The organism is Lichenicoccus sp. (assembly GCF_965276875.1).
In the GTDB taxonomy this organism is placed as follows: Bacteria; Pseudomonadota; Alphaproteobacteria; order Acetobacterales; family Acetobacteraceae; genus Lichenicoccus.
On the sequence record NZ_OZ255701.1, the window covers coordinates 2,051,022 to 2,065,413 of the forward strand.

Consider the following 14,392-nt stretch of genomic DNA (forward strand, 5'->3'; position numbering starts at 1 on the left):
TCCTTACACCCCTTCCAGGTGACGCGATGACCCACCCCCGTGACATTGCTCCGATCAGCATCGCCGTCGGCGGCATCGCGGGCTTCTCTGATCTTGCCGATCCTGCGAACAGTGCTGCATTGCGCAAGCTCGGCGGCACGATGCTCTATATCCACGACTATGTGTGGACTCGGACCAGTGTTGCCAAGCGACGCGCCATACTCGCCAACTTCGACGGGCCGGCCGACGTGGAGTTCGGACTGGTCACCGACGCCAAGGGCTGGTTCGACTCGGTCTATCAGGACGACTATCTGGCACTCGGCGTCCGCGGCCAGCGCGGTCATGTCAACGTGCTCGCGCGGAACCTGCAATCGGATTGGCGGCCCTTCGTCGATGCGGCGCGGGCCCGTGGGTTTCTCTCTTTGGCGCCAATCCTCGCACCCAATCAGGGCGAGTACCGAACCGCGCCATTTCAAGACCTGCGATGGCAGCCATACCGCGACGCCGCACGCTATGGCGGCGCCCTGACCATCGACGCGCCGGTGGATCTGTTCCTGAGCCAGCCTTCGGCCTACCGGATTTTTGTGGAGACCGAACTCCGCTGGGCACGTGCTGAGCATCTGCACACAGCCTTCATCCTGTCGCCGGGAAATGCCGCGTGGCATTTCGAGGCCGAGACCATCGCTGTCGCCGACCAGCTGCGGGCCGCCGGAACACTCCCCGACGAATTCATCGTCGAGACCTATGAGGGAGGGCGGCAGGGTTATCCAAACCGTGTCGGCAACGATACCGACCCGCAGAGCATCACCGGCACCGCCAGGCTGCTCGCGCTGCATTTGCGCGGCCAAAACTAGGGCGGCTCACCGCGCGGGCTTGTGACCGATGGCCATGATATGCAGGCCGGAATCGGCCATCGCCGGATCGGCTGAAAGCAAACGTTCCAAAGCCATGGCGCTGTTTTCATCATTCGCCATGGCCTCGCCGCAGCCGGCACGACCGAGCGCGCTGGCGCTGACCGCAAGACCATGGCAGCGCACATCGACCAGGCCGGCTGCCGCGAAATGCGCCTCCAGCGTGCGTCGATCATGCAAATAGAGCGGCGCGGTCTTGTCACCCTGGCGAAATTTGCCACGTCGCGTCTGCAGCCGTTCCATCGCCTCGCTCTGCTTGCCCTCGCGCAGCAATTCGAGAACCAGGGACACCAGCGAGTCCACATAGACGCACACCGCCCCACCCGGTCGCGTCCAGCTGGCGAAACGCCGTATCATCGCGGCGGGATCGAGGGCGTACTGCACCGAGCCCAGTGCCAACACCAGGTCGGCCGAGGCGCGCGGCACCCTTGCACTCTCCATGCTGGATTCAATCAACGTGAACGCCGGCCCGAGCTTGCGCGCACGCAGGAGATCGATCATGCCGCTGGCGCGCTCGATGCCAATGACATAGTGGCCGCGTTCTAACAGACGGGGAATCCAACGGCCGGTGCCGCAGCCGACATCGACGATCGTAGCACCTGCCGGCAACTGCAGCGAGGAGACATGCTCCCAGGCGAGCTGGTCATAAACCCGGCGATGCGAGGCAACGTCGTAGCCGCTATCGTAAGCTTCAGCGATGGTGTTGTAGAGTTCGGAAACGCGGTCCTGTGGTTCGGTCATACCGGTTCTCTCGTCATGCGTTGTTCCGGCGCCGCGCGTTCGGGTGCCACACCTTCGGGTGCCGGTGCGCAGGCCGCCGCCAGCATCCGGTGGGCGACGATGACGCCGATGTCGTTCTGCCAGAGCCACAAACCGTTCATCTGGCCACGGAATGATTTCTCGCCGCCCATGGAAGCGTGCGCGACGAAGCCGGCGGCGAGCCCGATGCCGAGGAGGCCCGGGATTTCGTCGCCGGCTGCGTCCAGCACACCGCATTGGGCGCCAACCAGGGCGCCGTCCGGCTGTTCCGCACGCAGCGCGATAGGCGCGCCGTGCGCGTCGAACACCTTCAGCGCCCGCGGGCGGTAGCCCAGGCAGGAGACGATCAGGTCGGCGCCATCGAGGAGGGCGCGGCTGCAACCGCTGGTTTGCTCTTCGAGGCTGTGCAGGACAATACGGTTTTCGGCCGGGCGGCCGCCGATGCCGCTTAACCGCATGACCAGCTCGCGCGAGTCGAACCGCAAGCCGCCGAAGCGGAACACGAAGCCGCTGATCGGGCAGACATCGTCGGCGCGGAAGGCGTCATAGCCATCGGCGCGCGCCGCAGCCGCCGAGGGGTAGAAGACGGTGAGCGGGCGGCGATGCATCAGCGTGATCGCGCCCGGTGGCCACGGCGGATCGAGACCGCCCAGGAGCAGGCGCGCGCAGGCGAGCGCGCTGGTCGAGCCGCCGACGATGACGATGCGGGGCTGCGCAATCCCGTCCAATCGCCGCGCGACCAGGTCGAGGCCACCGTTGCTCAGCACCGCATCAGACTGCAGCAGCTTGTCGCGGTAACGCGGCAGCAATGGCCTGCCTGCGACTTCCTCGTGTGCCAGGCGTGCGTGTGGCTGATCGCCGCCGGTGGCGAGGATCACGCTGTCCGAGGCGACCTCGACGATACGGCCGGTCAGGCCGGAGCGGAGCTGCGTCAGCCAGCCGCCCTGCGGCCGCATTGTCGTGCGCAGCGCCTCGTGGCCGGTCAGCACGGCGCCGCTCGGGTCCGCCTCGATGCGCTGGCGCAAGGCCTCGCCGACGTCTTCGAGCAACCGGCCGACCAGGGCCAACGGCACGGCACCGTCGCCGTAGGCCGCGACCGCCGCTGCCGTGGGGGTGCGCGCCACGGCGGCGAGAAGCGGCTCGCTATCGTGCAGGCAGGACAGGAAGGTCGCGCCGGCGCTGTCGGAATTGATGACGTAACGTCCGATGCGGCCGCCGCCGATGCGCGCGCCGCGCTCGGCGACGACAACTCCGCGCGAGATCAGGTCGGGCAGGATGCCGCGGCGGGAGGCTGCGAGCAGCGGCGCCAGCCCCGCGGGGCCGCCGCCGACGACCAGGGATCCGGTCTGCAGCAGCCGGCTCATACCGCCGCCCGCTTGCGCGGCTGCGCCATCGGCGACGCCGGGCGACGCACCGATGCGATGATTACGGGTGCGCGGGTGAGCCGCAGCAGGGCCGCGCACACCGAATCGACCTCAGCCAGGGTCATCTCGTCCCAGAGCGGCAGCGCCAGGATCTGACGGGACAGCCGCGCCGTCTCCCGCAGGTCGCCGGCGACCGAGCGGGTGCGGAAAAAAGGCTGCTCGGCCACGTGCGGCGCGAAATAGGCGGCCGCACCGATGCCGTCGGCCGCGAGGGCTGCGATGATCCCGTCGCGGGTCAGCGTGCACTCCGGCGGCGGCGTGACCGGCATGAATTGGTAGGCACAACGGCGTCCGCGCATCTGCTGGCAGCCCCAGCCGGGGAGCTGCGCGCGATAGCGATCGGCCAGCGCCTCGCGATGCCGCACGACCGGCTCGAAACCGCGCAGCCGCTCGAGAGCCAGCAAGGCGCCGACTTCGCTGAGCTTGGCGTTAAGGCCGGGCTGGGTGGCCGCGCGCGGGGCGCCGAAGCCGAAATTGCCCATCAGGCGCAGCGCCTGGACGGTGTCGCGGTCGGCGCAGGCGATCACGCCGCCTTCGCCGGTGCTGAAGGTTTTGGTGGCGTGCATGGAGAACACGATCGGAAAGCGAAAGCCGGCGCCGAACGGGCATCCGTCGGCATCAAGGCTGCCGAGCGAGGCGGCGGCGTCGATCACGATCGGGATGCCGGTCCTGGCACTCAGAGCCTCATAGCGGGCGAGATCGATGCAGTTTCCAAACGTCGCATACGGCACGATGACGGCGATATCGTCGCCGTAGCGGCCGATCAGCGCCTCCTCGGCGCGCGCGCAGGCGGCCCAGTCGCCCGCGTCGATATCGCAGAACAACGGCACCAGCCCGAGCCAGTCGGCCGCCTGCGCCGCGGCGGCAAAGGTGAAAGAGGGCATCAGCGCATAGCGCGGTCCGGGCCTGCGGTCGCCGACGACATGACGCATCGCCATCATCAATCCAATGGTGGCATTGCAGACGGTGACGCAGGCGCTGGCGCCGCCGAACATGTCGTGCTCCAGCGCCTGCTCGAAGCGGGTGTTGACGGGGCCATAATTGGTATAGATGCCGGACGCCTCGATGGCATCGAGTTCGCAACCGAGCTGCTGCAGGCTGGGCGGCCGCGGCCGCAGAAATGGGATTTGCATGGAGCACCGCTCGCTTGGTGTTCAGGGACCAACCAATCCAAGACGGCGTTTTCGCCGGAGACATTTCCCGTCAATCAAGGCGCGGCGTCCGTGCACCCATACAGAGAACAAACACATTCGTGGTTGCCGCCGAAGGCTTTGGAGACTTGCCTGGTTGCCGTAAGGCAAAAGAGCACAACCGGACGTTGCCTGCACTCGGAATGTGTCTGTTTCCGAACTTTTAACTATATTTTGGAAATTGCCGGAAAAAATGCCTGTTATTACTTTGTAGCGGGGCAGAAGACTGTAATGACGGTGCGCGTGGCGTTCCAGGAGGCGTCTCGCGGCTGACGGCGATTTCATCGAACGCCGACCTGCAATGCGCCGCCGCGCGGCTTATGTCTCACCGGATGGCACGTCATCCCGCGGCCGCGGCTCTGGCCTGGATCCTGCAAGTTTGCCCGCTAATTGGCCCGCTAATTGGCCCGCACGCGGGTATGGCATCCGCTGCCACGCCACCAGGCCAGGATGCTGCCCAGCAGGCGGAACGCGCATTTACGGCACACGATGTTCAGCGTGCGCGCACACTCTGGCAGTCCCTGGCCGCCAGCGGCGACGCCGAGGCGGCATTCCGTCTCGGACTGCTCGCCGATGCCGGCAATGGCGAGCCACAGGACGCCACACGCGCCTATCGCTGGTTCCGTCAGGCCGCGGACGCCGGGCTGTCCGAAGCCGAGTTCAATGTCGCGGCGATGAAGGATGGCGGCCGTGGCACACCGCTCGATGAAGCCGGCGCCGCCACCTGGTACGCCCGTGCCGCAGGAGCCGGCAATCGCCGTGCCGAATATGATTTGGGGCTGCTCTACGATGCCGGCACCGGCGTGCCGCGTAATCCGGCGGCGGCGCGCGCCTGGTTCAGGCAGGCGGCAAGCAGCGGCCTGCCGGCTGCATCGGACAAGCTCAAGGCCCCAGATCCCGACACCGGGGGAGCTAACCTGCAGCCCAGTGCCAGCCTGCACCCGGCCGCTCCAGTGACGCCAAAGGCCGGCGAGACCGTAGCACTTCCTGAGGATCGCGCGGTGGTGTTCGTCTGGACCGCGCCCGCCGACGCCCAAACGGTACGCTATTTTCTACAGGTTGTGGCGCAGGGCCAGGGTCCCGAGCGCGAGATCCATGCCGGCTACGTGGATGTTACCGCCAAACTCGTCGCCCTCGATGCGACCGCGCATGACTATGTCTGGCGCGTGTTCACCGTCTCGCCACAAGCCGGTCGCTACACCGTCACCCCCTGGACCGCGTTCAAGACCCGCGATCGGGGCTGAAGCCGCCGGCGGCGGCCAGCCGCGACAGATGGAAGTCGGCGTCGCCGAACAGCAGTTCGATCATCGACATGCGCTTGAAATAATGTCCGACGGCATACTCCATCGTCACGCCGATGCCGCCATGCAGCTGCACCGCCTCCTGCCCCAGCCGCCGTCCGGAGCGGCCGATCTGCACCTTGGCCGCGGCGCAGGCCTCGTGCCGCTCGACCGCGTCCTCGGAGCCCGACAGCATGGTCGCCAGCAGCGCCATCGATCGCGCCTGCTCAAGCAGCACCATCATGTCCACCGCGCGGTGCTGCAACGCCTGGAAGTCCCCGATCGCACGGCCGAATTGCTTGCGCTGTTTCATGTAGTCGACCGTCGCATCGAGCATGCACGACATCACGCCGACCGCCTCGGCGGCGAGAAAGGCCAGCGCCTCGTCGACCACCCGCTCGACCACGGGCAGCGCGCTTCCGGGATCGCCGAGCGGGATGCCGACGGCGCCCGCGAGCGAGACCTCCGCCGCACGCAGGCCGTCCTGGGTGCGTGTGCCGCGCACCGACACCCCCTCGCCGGGCACCTCGACCAGGAACAGGCCGATGCCGTCGCGGTCGCGCGTCCCGCCGGCGGTGCGCGCGGTCACCAGCAGCTTGGAAGCGGTGTCGCCATGCAGCACCACGCTCTTGTCGCCTTCGAGCACGAAGCCGGAGCCCTGCCTGCGCGCAATGGTCGCGACATTGCACAGTTCGTAGCGCGAATGCCGCTCGACATGCGCGAACGCCACAAGCAGCTCGCCCGAAGCGATTTGCCCCAGCAGCTCCGCCTGCATCGGCGCATCGGCCGCCCGGCGCAGCAGGCCGCCGCCGAGCACCACGGTGCTGAAATAGGGCTCCAGCACCAGGCCACGGCCGAACGCCTCGGCCACGATCATGCTTTCCACCGGGCCGCCGCCGAAGCCGCCCTGTGCTTCGTCGAACGGCAGGCCGAGCAGGCCGAGTTCGGCGAATTGCTGCCACATTGCCCGGCTCCAGCCGTCCGGCTCGGCGCTCATCGCCTGGCGCTGGGCAAAGCCGTACTTGTCGGCGATCAGCCGGTCGACGCTCTGCTTGAGCAGGCGCTGGTCGTCGTTGAAATCGAAATCCATGATCAGAACCCGAGAATCGCTTTGGCGACGATGTTGCGCTGGATTTCGCTCGATCCGCCATAGATCGAAATCTTGCGCCAGTTGAAATAGGTCGGCGCTGCCTCTGCCGCGTAATCGGGGCCGATCGACATCGGATCGTTGTCGCCTTCAACCTCCCCGTCCTGGCAAGAAGGATCGTGACGATAGGGCATGGCGTAGGGTCCGACGAGATCGAGCAGCAGCTCCGTCGTCGCCTGCTGGATTTCCGAGCCCTTGAGCTTGAGGATGGAGCTTGCCGGATCCGGCTTGCCGGCTTCCTGGTGCCGCTGGTTGGCCACCACCCGAAGCTGCGTCATCTCGAGCGCGCGCAGATCGATCTCGAGTGCCGTCAGCCGCTCGCGAAAGCCGCGATTCTCGATCATCGGCGCGCCCTCGTAACGCTCCAGCGCGGCGAGTTCGCGCAAGCGGCGCAGCCGCGCCTTGGAGACGCCGATGCGGGCGATGCCGACACGCTCGCGTCCGAGCAGGAACTTGGCATAGTCCCAGCCGCGGTTCTCCTCGCCGATCAGGTTCTCGCCCGGCACCCGGACATTGTCGAACCAGACCTCGTTGACCTCGTGGCCGCCGTCGATGGTCTGGATCGGACGCACCGTCACCCCCGGCGTGCGCATGTCGATCACCAGGAACGAAATCCCGAGCTGGCGCTTGGCGGCACCCGGATCGGTGCGGCACAGGCAGAAAATCCAGTCGGCATACTGCGCCAAAGTCGTCCAGGTCTTCTGGCCATCGACGATCCAGTCCTCGCCGTCGCGACGCGCAATGGTGCGCAGGCTGGCCAGATCCGAGCCGGCGCCGGGCTCGGAGAAGCCCTGGCACCACCAGATGTCGAGATTGGCCGTGGGCGCCAGGAACCGCTGCTTTTGCGCGTCGCTGCCGAATTGCGCGATCACCGGCCCGACCATCGAGGCGTTGAACGAGAGCGGCGCCGGTACCGAGGCGGTCTGCATCTCGTCGAGCCAGATATGGAACTGCACGGGGGTCCAGTCGCGGCCGCCCCAGGCGACCGGCCAATCGGGGACCGCAAGCCCGGCCTGGTTCATGATGCGCTGGGTGGTGACGAGCTGCTGCTTGCTGACATGCTCGCCCTTGGCCGCCGCCGCACGGATGTCGGCGGGGATTTCGTTGGTGAAGAAGCGACGCATTTCCTCGCGAAAGCGGCGTTCGTCCGCCGTGAAGCCCAGATCCATGATCGTCTTCTCCTGTTGCCACTCTGCTCTATGGTAAGCCGAAACCGATAGGCAAGGACCCGGTCATGACGCGCCTCATCACGCAATCAGAATTGCCCAGCCTGGTGGGCCAGGAACTCGGCGTCTCGCGCTGGTTTGCCGTCGAGCAGCCGCGCATCGACGGCTTCGCCAAGCTGACCGAGGATGAGCAATGGATCCATGTCGATGTCGCGCGTGCCACCCGCGAGGCCGGCGGCACCATCGCGCACGGGCTGCTGACCCTGTCGCTGCTGCCGGCGATGGGGGCGGCGGTCTGGCGGCTCGAAGGCACCACCAGTGTTCTCAATTACGGCTTCGACCGGGTCCGGTTTACCGCGGCGGTGCCGTCCGGGTCGCGGGTGCGGCTGTGCCAGACCCTGCTCAAGCTGGAGGAGCGCTCGTCCGGGCTGCTGATCACCCAGCGCGGCACGGTGGAGGTTGAAGGCGGCGAGCGGCCCGCTCTGGTCGCGGACTCGCTCGGCCTGTTCCGTTTCGGCTGATCGATGCCGCCCGACTTCGCGCTTGACGACCTCGCCGTCGGCCAGCGTTTCGAGAGCGCCACTTATACGGTCGACGCCGACGAGATCAAGGCGTTCGCCGCGCGCTATGATCCGCAGCCGTTCCATCTGGACGAGGCGGCAGGTGGCGCCTCGCTGTTCGGTGGCTTGGTGGCGAGCGGCTGGCACACCGCCGCCATCACCATGCGGCTCATGGTCGAAGGCGGGCTGCCGATCGCCGGCGGCCTGATCGGTGCCGGCGCGGAGATCGCCTGGCCGAACCCGACGCGACCGGGCGATACGCTGCGGGTGCAGTGCGAGGTGCTGTCGGTGCAGCCCTCGCGGTCGCGTCCGGATCGCGGCATCGTGACACTGCGGAGCGAGACGCGCACGCAGCGTGATGTGGTGGTGCAGACCCTCGTCTGCAGGATCGTGGTTATGCGCCGAGCCGGTTAAAGTCCGGCGCGCGCTTCTCTAGGAAGGCGGTGGCGGCCTCGCGTGCCTCCGGGCCTCGCACGGCGCGTGCGAACAGCGCCATCTCGCGCTGCATGTGCGCGGCCAGTGCCGCCTCGTCACCGCGCATCAAAGCGCGCGTTCCCGCCAGCGCCATCGGCGGTTTCGAGGCGAGGGCTTGCGCCTTGGCGATGGCGTGCGTGCGCAGCTCCTCCAGCGGCACGATGCCACTCACCAGGCCGGCGTGGTGCGCCTCGGCGGCACTCATCGCCTCGCCCAGCAGCAGCATGCGCGCGGCGCGCTGCCGGCCCATCAAGTGCGGCAACAACAGGCTCGATCCCGCCTCCGGCACCAGGCCGATGGAGACGAACGGTACCGACAGGCTGGCCTCGGGGCTGGCATAGACCAGGTCGCAATGCAGCAGCAGGGTGGTGCCGATGCCGACGGCCGCACCCTGCACAGCGGCGACCATCGGCTTGCCGCAGGCGGCGAGAGCCCTGATGAAGCGCCAGCCTGGCGATTGCTCCAGCTCGTCCACGGGGTTGAGAAAGCTGTTCATGTCGTTGCCGGCACAGAATGTCGTGCCTTCGGCGGTGAACACGAACACACGCGCGCTGTCGCGAAGCCCGCCTTCAGTCAGCGCGTCGGTGGCGGCGTCATACATCGCAGCGGTCATCGCGTTCTTCTTCTCGGTCCGGTCCAGCCGAATTTCGACGATGCCGTCCTGCTCGACGATGATTATTCCGGCACTCATGCGTTACTCCTCAGCCCGTCCGCGCGTTGACCCGCGCAAGGCGGCTGCCTATGGAACGTCGAGAGGATCGTATTATGAGCCTGAAAGGCAAGACCCTTTTCATATCCGGCGGCAGCCGCGGCATCGGCCTGGCGATCGCGCTGCGGGCCGCCGCGGACGGTGCCAACATCATCATCGCCGCCAAGACCGCCGAACCGCACCCCACGCTCCCCGGCACGATCTACACCGCCAAGGAGGCGATCGAGGAGGCCGGGGGTGTCGCGGTCGCGGCGCTCTGCGATATCCGCGACGAGGCCGCGGTGCAGGCCGCCGTCGCGCAAGGTGTCGCGGCATTCGGCGGTATCGATATTTGCGTCAACAACGCCAGTGCGATCGCCCTCACCGGCACCCTGACCACGGAGATGAAGCGCTACGACCTGATGCAGCAGGTCAACGCGCGTGGCACGTTCCTGTGTTCGAAGCTGACCTTGCCGTATCTCCTGCATGGCGAAAATCCGCATATCCTCAATATCGCGCCACCACTCGACCTCGCGCCGAAATGGTTCGCACCGCACGTAGCCTACACCACGGCGAAGTTCGGCATGAGTTTGTGCACGCTGGGCATGGCGGAGGAGTTCCGCGCGCAGGGCGTCGCGGTGAACTCGTTGTGGCCGCTCACCGTGATCGACACCGCCGCATTGCGCATCGCGATGCCTGCCAACCGGTCGCAGTGGTTGAGCCGGTCGCCCCAGATCATGGCAGACGCCGCCTACGCCATCCTCAACCGGCCAGCCCGCGACTGCACCGGCAATTTCTTCATCGACGAGGAAGTGCTGCGCGCCGAAGGCATCACCGACTTTTCCGGCTATGCGCCTGACGCCGGCGATAACCCCCTCGGGGCCGACTTCTTCATACCCGACGCTGTCTTCGAGCACTCGCCGACACGCATACAGCACCGACCGTAAGCCTCAGCCCGCTTGGACCCCCGCTTGACCCCGGGCTTGCTACCATGACATGACCACCCCTCATTAATGACGTCCGGGCCATACACGCTCGAAGTCCAATAAACAGGCGCCTGCTCTGAACCGGGCCGATCATGCGAGGCAGCACGCCAAGCGGGAGGGGCCGAGTTTTTGTCAAATGCTATCAATGATTTGCGCATCGTTGACACGCCCGATCACGCCACCCCGGCGGCGGCCGTGCGCACCAACATTCCGGCCCGCCTCGACCGGCTGCCCTGGTGCCGCTTCCACGTCCTGCTGGTCGCAGCCCTCGGCATCACCTGGATTCTGGATGGGCTCGAGGTCACCATTGTCGGCTCCATCGGTCCGATCCTGCAGGACCCGCGCACCTTGCATCTCTCGGCGCAGGCGATCGGCGGCGCCGCCTCGGTTTATGTTGTCGGCGCCGTGGTCGGCGCCCTGCTGTTCGGCTGGCTGACCGACCGCTTTGGCCGCAAAAGCATCTTCAGCGTCACCCTGGGCATCTACGTCATCGGCGTGCTGCTGTCGGCATTCTCCTGGGACATGCGCTCGTTCATGCTGTTCCGCTGCCTGACCGGCGTCGGTATCGGCGGCGAGTATGCCGCGATCAATTCGGCCATCGACGAGCTGATCCCGGCGCGTCTGCGCGGCCGAGTCGACCTGATCGTCAATGGCTCGTTCTGGATCGGCGCCGGTGCCGGCGCTGGGGCGTCGCTATTTCTGCTCAGCGGCAACATGATGAATATCGATCTCGGCTGGCGGCTCGGCTTCGGTGTCGGTGGCGTGCTGGGCTTGGTGATGCTGCTGCTGCGCCGCTGGGTTCCGGAAAGCCCACGCTGGCTGGTCACCCACGGCAAGCATAGCGAGAGCCACGCGGTGATTGCCGAGATCGAGCGCCGGGTGATGCGCTGCACCGGCGCTTCGCTGGAAGCCGTGCACGAATCGCTGATGGTCTATCCGCGAAAAGTCTTCGGCTACCGCTACGTGCTGCGCGCGATGCTCGGCCAGTACAAGATGCGCTCGCTGCTGGTGCTGGTGATGATGGTGGCACAGGCCTGCCTGTATAATGCAGTGTTCTTCACCTATGGCATGGTTCTAACGAAGTATGAGCATGTGTCGGCAACCAAGGTGGGCCTGTTCATCCTGCCGATCGCGACCAGCAACTTCCTTGGGCCGCTGCTGCTCGGCAAGTACTTCGACACGATCGGGCGGCGTCGCATGATCTTCAGCACCTACGCGATTTCGGGCGTGCTGATGCTGCTGGTTGCCGGACTGTTCGCGGGTGGCCAGTTGACCGCGCTCACCCAGACCCTGGGATGGGCCGCGATCTTCTTCTTTGCCTCCGCCGCCGCCTCTGCCGCCTATCTCACCGCCAGCGAGGTGTTCCCGCTGGAGACACGCGCCACCGCGATCGCCCTGTTCTATGCCTTCGGCATGATCTTCGCTGCCGGCACGCCGTGGATCTTCGGTGAGTTGATCGGCGCCGGAGGTCCGGTGCCGGTGGCGATCGGTTATGGCTTTGCCGCCGTGCTGATGCTCGTCGCGGGGTTTACGGCGCTCAGGATCGGCGTGGACTGCGAGGGCCGCTCGCTGGAGAGCATCGCCCCGCCGCTCTCCTCCAGCTCTTAGGTCAGGGCACCATTCCGTCCGGGAGCGCGCGGCAATGCGCCGCGATATCGCCGGCGCGGGTGATCCAGACTTCGTCCCGATGCGCCGCGATATGCGCGAGAGCGCGGCGCAAATGGCCCAAACGGTGCGGCTGACCGATGATGTAGGGATGCAGCGCGATCCCCATCACGAGTGGCGCGCCGCGCGATTGCACCAGCATCTCCTCGAAGGCGTCGACGATCATCGCGCCGAACGCGACCGGGCTGTCGCGCCGTGCGACAATGGCAGGGATGTCGTTGAGCTCCTGCGGATACGGCACCGACAGGATGCGACGCCCATTCCGGCAGGTGAACCAGACCGGCTGGTCGTCCATGCACCAGTCCAGCAGATAGAAGTAGCCGGCCTCGGCGAGCAGGTCCGGGGTCACCCGGCTCTCGGAAATCCAGGGTCCAAGCCAGCCGTCCGGACGGGCCCCCTCCGCTATTACAATCGCCGCCGTCGCCTCTTCGATCAGGCGGCGCTCCTCGGCTTCCGCCAACACCCCTTGCCGCTCGGAGTTGGTGCGGCCGTGTCCCACCACCTCGTCGCCGCGGGCGCGATGGGCGTCCATCACCTGCGGGCAATGCGCGTAGATGGCGCTGTTGACCAGCACTGAGGCCGGCAGTGCCAACTGATCGAACACATCCAGCAGGCGCCATGCACCGACCCGGTTGCCCCACTCGCGCCAGGCATAATTGAGCACGTCTGGCGCCGGGCCGCTTGGCGCGAGTTCCGCGCCAGGCCCCTCGCCGAATGCGAAATGCTCAAGATTGACGGCCACATAGAAGGCAAGCCGCTTGCCGCCTGGCCAGTCGTAGACAGGGCGGCCACGGATTGGGCTGTAGGCGTAGCGGCCGTGGTGGGCTAGGTTCATACAACCGCGTCCAGGGCACGACGCAGCGTCTCCACGATCTGGTCGATCTGCGCCTCCTCGATGATCAGCGGCGGCGATAGCGCGATGGTGTCGCCGGTGACCCGGATCAGCAGCCCGGCCTCAAAGCAGGCCTGCAGCATCGCCGCCCCACGCGCGCCGGGCCGCCCGCCAGGCGCCAGCTCGATGCCGGCGACGAGGCCGAGATTGCGGATATCGATCACGTAGGGTGCGTCGCGCAGGGAATGCACGGCCTGCTCGAAAGGTGCGGATAGCGCGTTCGCGCGCGCGAACAGGGCTTCCTCCTGGTAGATGTCGAGGCTGGCCAGGGCCGCGGCAGCGGCGACTGGATGGCCGGAATAGGTGTAGCCGTGCGGCAGCTCGATGCCCTCGGGAGAGGCGGCGAGGAAGCCGTCATAAAGCGCCTGGCGCACCGCTACGGCCCCCATCGGCACGACGCCATTGGTCAGGCCCTTGGCCATCACCAGCATGTCGGGCACGACCCCGAACCGCTCGGCGGCAAAGGCGCTGCCGAGCCGGCCGAAGCCGCTGATGACCTCATCGAAGATCAGCAGGATGCCGTGCCGGGTGCAGATCTCGCGCAGGCGCTCCAGATAGCCCACCGGCGGCGGCAGCACCCCGGTAGAGCCGGCGAGCGGTTCGACGATTACCGCGGCGATCGTGGAGGGATCGTGCAGCGCCACCAGCCGCTCAAGTGCCTCGGCGCAAGCAACGCCGCTTTGCGGCTGGCCGCGCGAAAAGGCGTAGGCCGGGTTGTGGGTATGCGGCAGATGGTCGACGCCGGCGAGCAGGGTTCCAAAGAGCTTGCGGTTGTTGGCAATCCCGCCGACCGAGATGCCGCCGAAGCCAACGCCGTGATAGCCGCGCTCGCGCCCGATCAGACGAGTGCGGGAGGCCTGTCCGGTGACGCGGTGAAAAGCGAGCGCGATCTTGAGCGCGGTGTCGACCGCCTCGGAGCCGGAATTGGCGAAGAATATCCGGTCGAGATCGCCGGGCAGCATCGCCGCCAAGCGCGACGCCAGGGTGAAGCCGAGCGGATGGCCGAACTGGAAGGCCGGCGCATAGTCGAGCTGCATCGCCTGGGCTGCCAGTGCCTCGGCGATATGCGCGCGGCCATGGCCGGCATTGACGCACCACAACCCGGCGGTCGCGTCCAGCACCTGGCGGCCGTCCGCGTCGGTGTAGTGCATGCCGCTCGCCGCAACCAACATGCGCGGCGCCGCCTTGAAGGCGCGGTTATCGGTGAACGGCATCCACCAGGCGTCGAGGTCGTTGGGTCGTAAGGCCAGGGCGTTGCTTTCGTTTTATGA

The 14,392-nt window shown here is 66.9% G+C and carries 14 protein-coding genes; 6 read left to right on the forward strand and 8 right to left on the reverse strand.

Features of this window, described 5'->3' with window-relative positions:
• The first annotated feature begins 26 nt into the window (after positions 1-26).
• Positions 27-833 carry a hypothetical protein gene (locus ACQY4K_RS09905; protein WP_428395668.1) on the forward strand — a complete coding sequence of 269 codons (807 nt, stop codon included), beginning with the start codon at positions 27-29 and terminating at the stop codon, positions 831-833.
• Between the two features lie 6 nt (positions 834-839).
• Here ACQY4K_RS09905 and ACQY4K_RS09910 read toward each other — a convergent pair whose 3' ends face one another.
• Genes ACQY4K_RS09910 through ACQY4K_RS09920 form a run of 3 tightly spaced genes read right to left on the reverse strand, consistent with a single transcriptional unit; the run spans position 840 to position 4,206 of the window.
• On the reverse strand, positions 840-1,631 hold the full coding sequence (locus ACQY4K_RS09910; RefSeq protein ID WP_428395670.1) for a class I SAM-dependent methyltransferase: 792 nt from the start codon (positions 1,629-1,631) through the stop codon (positions 840-842).
• Positions 1,628-3,013, reverse strand: coding sequence for an aminotransferase DegT (locus ACQY4K_RS09915; protein WP_428395672.1), 1,386 nt, complete (start codon positions 3,011-3,013; stop codon positions 1,628-1,630). Before ACQY4K_RS09915 ends, ACQY4K_RS09910 begins: the two co-directional genes overlap by 4 nt.
• On the reverse strand, positions 3,010-4,206 hold the full coding sequence (locus tag ACQY4K_RS09920) for a DegT/DnrJ/EryC1/StrS family aminotransferase (protein WP_428395673.1): 1,197 nt from the start codon (positions 4,204-4,206) through the stop codon (positions 3,010-3,012). Before ACQY4K_RS09920 ends, ACQY4K_RS09915 begins: the two co-directional genes overlap by 4 nt.
• A gap of 476 nt (positions 4,207-4,682) precedes the next feature.
• Between ACQY4K_RS09920 and ACQY4K_RS09925 the strand changes: the two genes are divergently transcribed.
• On the forward strand, positions 4,683-5,507 hold the full coding sequence (locus ACQY4K_RS09925; protein ID WP_428395675.1) for a tetratricopeptide repeat protein: 825 nt from the start codon (positions 4,683-4,685) through the stop codon (positions 5,505-5,507).
• Here the strand turns inward: ACQY4K_RS09925 and ACQY4K_RS09930 are convergent.
• Both ACQY4K_RS09930 and ACQY4K_RS09935 read right to left on the reverse strand, forming a co-directional pair.
• Positions 5,485-6,633 carry an acyl-CoA dehydrogenase family protein gene (locus ACQY4K_RS09930; RefSeq protein ID WP_428395677.1) on the reverse strand — a complete coding sequence of 383 codons (1,149 nt, stop codon included), beginning with the start codon at positions 6,631-6,633 and terminating at the stop codon, positions 5,485-5,487. The genes ACQY4K_RS09925 and ACQY4K_RS09930 overlap by 23 nt on opposite strands.
• Before the next feature lie 2 nt (positions 6,634-6,635).
• Positions 6,636-7,859 carry an acyl-CoA dehydrogenase family protein gene (locus ACQY4K_RS09935; protein ID WP_428395679.1) on the reverse strand — a complete coding sequence of 408 codons (1,224 nt, stop codon included), beginning with the start codon at positions 7,857-7,859 and terminating at the stop codon, positions 6,636-6,638.
• A gap of 65 nt (positions 7,860-7,924) precedes the next feature.
• On the opposite strand from ACQY4K_RS09935, the gene ACQY4K_RS09940 reads away from it, so the two are divergent.
• Together ACQY4K_RS09940 and ACQY4K_RS09945 are read left to right on the forward strand one after the other, a co-directional pair.
• Positions 7,925-8,377, forward strand: coding sequence for a MaoC family dehydratase (locus ACQY4K_RS09940; protein WP_428395681.1), 453 nt, complete (start codon positions 7,925-7,927; stop codon positions 8,375-8,377).
• 3 nt (positions 8,378-8,380) lie between these two features.
• Positions 8,381-8,830 carry a MaoC family dehydratase gene (locus ACQY4K_RS09945; RefSeq protein ID WP_428395683.1) on the forward strand — a complete coding sequence of 150 codons (450 nt, stop codon included), beginning with the start codon at positions 8,381-8,383 and terminating at the stop codon, positions 8,828-8,830.
• Here ACQY4K_RS09945 and ACQY4K_RS09950 read toward each other — a convergent pair.
• A complete protein-coding gene (locus tag ACQY4K_RS09950) occupies positions 8,811-9,581 on the reverse strand; it encodes an enoyl-CoA hydratase (protein ID WP_428395684.1) in 771 nt (256 codons plus the stop codon). The two genes, ACQY4K_RS09945 and ACQY4K_RS09950, sit on opposite strands and share 20 nt — an antisense overlap.
• A gap of 74 nt (positions 9,582-9,655) precedes the next feature.
• Here ACQY4K_RS09950 and ACQY4K_RS09955 point away from each other — a divergent pair, with 74 nt between their 5' ends.
• Positions 9,656-10,525: an SDR family oxidoreductase gene (locus tag ACQY4K_RS09955; RefSeq protein WP_428395686.1), complete on the forward strand. Its 870-nt coding sequence runs from the start codon at positions 9,656-9,658 to the stop codon at positions 10,523-10,525.
• Positions 10,526-10,759: 234 nt separating this feature from the next.
• Entirely contained in the window at positions 10,760-12,172 is a 1,413-nt protein-coding gene (locus ACQY4K_RS09960) for an MFS transporter (protein ID WP_428396050.1), read from the forward strand.
• 1 nt (position 12,173) lies between these two features.
• Here the strand turns inward: ACQY4K_RS09960 and ACQY4K_RS09965 are convergent, their stop codons facing one another.
• Both ACQY4K_RS09965 and ACQY4K_RS09970 read right to left on the reverse strand, forming a co-directional pair.
• Complete coding sequence (locus ACQY4K_RS09965; protein ID WP_428395688.1) at positions 12,174-13,064, reverse strand: polysaccharide deacetylase family protein; 891 nt, start codon at positions 13,062-13,064, stop codon at positions 12,174-12,176.
• Positions 13,061-14,335 carry an aspartate aminotransferase family protein gene (locus tag ACQY4K_RS09970; protein WP_428395689.1) on the reverse strand — a complete coding sequence of 425 codons (1,275 nt, stop codon included), beginning with the start codon at positions 14,333-14,335 and terminating at the stop codon, positions 13,061-13,063. The genes ACQY4K_RS09965 and ACQY4K_RS09970 overlap by 4 nt, the downstream gene beginning before the upstream one ends.
• Positions 14,336-14,392: the final 57 nt, after the last annotated feature.

Excerpts from the sequence above, each read along its gene's own strand:
- ACQY4K_RS09970 (WP_428395689.1), bottom strand. The coding sequence starts at position 14,335 with ATGCCGTTCACCGATAACCGCGCCTTCAAGGCGGCGCCGCGCATGTTG.
- ACQY4K_RS09940 (WP_428395681.1), top strand. The coding sequence starts at position 7,925 with ATGACGCGCCTCATCACGCAATCAGAATTGCCCAGCCTGGTGGGCCAG.
- ACQY4K_RS09955 (WP_428395686.1), top strand. The coding sequence starts at position 9,656 with ATGAGCCTGAAAGGCAAGACCCTTTTCATATCCGGCGGCAGCCGCGGC.
- ACQY4K_RS09945 (WP_428395683.1), top strand. The coding sequence starts at position 8,381 with ATGCCGCCCGACTTCGCGCTTGACGACCTCGCCGTCGGCCAGCGTTTC.
- ACQY4K_RS09905 (WP_428395668.1), top strand. The coding sequence starts at position 27 with ATGACCCACCCCCGTGACATTGCTCCGATCAGCATCGCCGTCGGCGGC.
- ACQY4K_RS09915 (WP_428395672.1), bottom strand. The coding sequence starts at position 3,013 with ATGAGCCGGCTGCTGCAGACCGGATCCCTGGTCGTCGGCGGCGGCCCC.
- ACQY4K_RS09935 (WP_428395679.1), bottom strand. The coding sequence starts at position 7,859 with ATGGATCTGGGCTTCACGGCGGACGAACGCCGCTTTCGCGAGGAAATG.
- ACQY4K_RS09920 (WP_428395673.1), bottom strand. The coding sequence starts at position 4,206 with ATGCAAATCCCATTTCTGCGGCCGCGGCCGCCCAGCCTGCAGCAGCTC.
- ACQY4K_RS09950 (WP_428395684.1), bottom strand. The coding sequence starts at position 9,581 with ATGAGTGCCGGAATAATCATCGTCGAGCAGGACGGCATCGTCGAAATT.
- ACQY4K_RS09910 (WP_428395670.1), bottom strand. The coding sequence starts at position 1,631 with ATGACCGAACCACAGGACCGCGTTTCCGAACTCTACAACACCATCGCT.
- ACQY4K_RS09965 (WP_428395688.1), bottom strand. The coding sequence starts at position 13,064 with ATGAACCTAGCCCACCACGGCCGCTACGCCTACAGCCCAATCCGTGGC.
- ACQY4K_RS09925 (WP_428395675.1), top strand. The coding sequence starts at position 4,683 with ATGGCATCCGCTGCCACGCCACCAGGCCAGGATGCTGCCCAGCAGGCG.
- ACQY4K_RS09930 (WP_428395677.1), bottom strand. The coding sequence starts at position 6,633 with ATGGATTTCGATTTCAACGACGACCAGCGCCTGCTCAAGCAGAGCGTC.